Origin of the sequence: Sinorhizobium sp. NG07B, assembly GCF_002532005.1 — a bacterium.
Classification (GTDB): domain Bacteria; phylum Pseudomonadota; class Alphaproteobacteria; order Rhizobiales; family Rhizobiaceae; genus Sinorhizobium; species Sinorhizobium fredii_C.
On sequence record NZ_NWTD01000049.1, the window covers coordinates 1 to 753 of the forward strand.

1 protein-coding gene and 1 pseudogene are annotated in these 753 nt (G+C 58.3%); both read right to left on the reverse strand.

All coding sequences use genetic code 11. The features are described from left to right. Window positions 1-114: 114 nt before the first annotated feature. A pseudogene (locus CO664_RS31545) lies at window positions 115-451 on the reverse strand (transposase); the annotation flags it as partial. Continuing rightward, window positions 429-530, reverse strand: coding sequence for a hypothetical protein (locus CO664_RS31790; protein WP_337441790.1), 102 nt, complete (start codon window positions 528-530; stop codon window positions 429-431). The gene CO664_RS31790 and the pseudogene CO664_RS31545, both read right to left, overlap by 23 nt. Window positions 531-753: the final 223 nt, after the last annotated feature.

Here is a 753-nt window from a genome sequence, read left to right on the forward strand (position 1 = left end):
AACTGCTTTTGCTATGACGTCCTCGATCTCGGCCACCGGTAAGGCCCCGCCTCTTGCAAGTATTGGCTCTGTCGACACGGTACGGCGCACGATTTCCTTGATCGTGGCATTTTCCTTTGTCAGCGCCATGATGGCTGCGTTGGTCTGTTGGCGCCGGAGATGGCCTTCGTATTGAAGGCGTTCGGCCGCGGTCAGCAGCTTGGGATTGACGCGCGTTGCTCCGAGTGTCTTGCGGATTTGCCGCATCGGTTTGCGGACGGCGTCCAGGAACGCACGGCTGGCGTTCTCCATCAAATGCCATCGATCAGTGACCTTGCACTGCATCGGGCAATGCTCTTGCGGCCGCCAACCCGTAATCGCCGCCACGATCGCGGGCAATGATTTGGGTTTGAGCGTTCTGCCGCAGCCAAGCTTCCGCCGTCGCCGGCTCACGATTCGCCAGCAGACGGAGCCTTCAGCCCGTAGCGTTCCGCGACTTCGTTAACCGTTACGCCAGGTCGCAGATCCTCAGACACAATCCGTGCCTTCACATCGTCAGGCCATTACCGATAAACCTCATGCCGCCGATGCCGAGTCGTGAGAACCTCCAGTGTAGACTCGATGGAGAAAAACTCCTTGCTCTTCGTCCATGGAACGTCGATCACAGATCAGGCCACGGCAGGCAACGTGGGAGCAAAACACCGCTCTGATGTCCGTTGTCAATGCTTTGGGCACGAGGAACCGACCGTCCAAACGAACGGCTGTTCATGATGA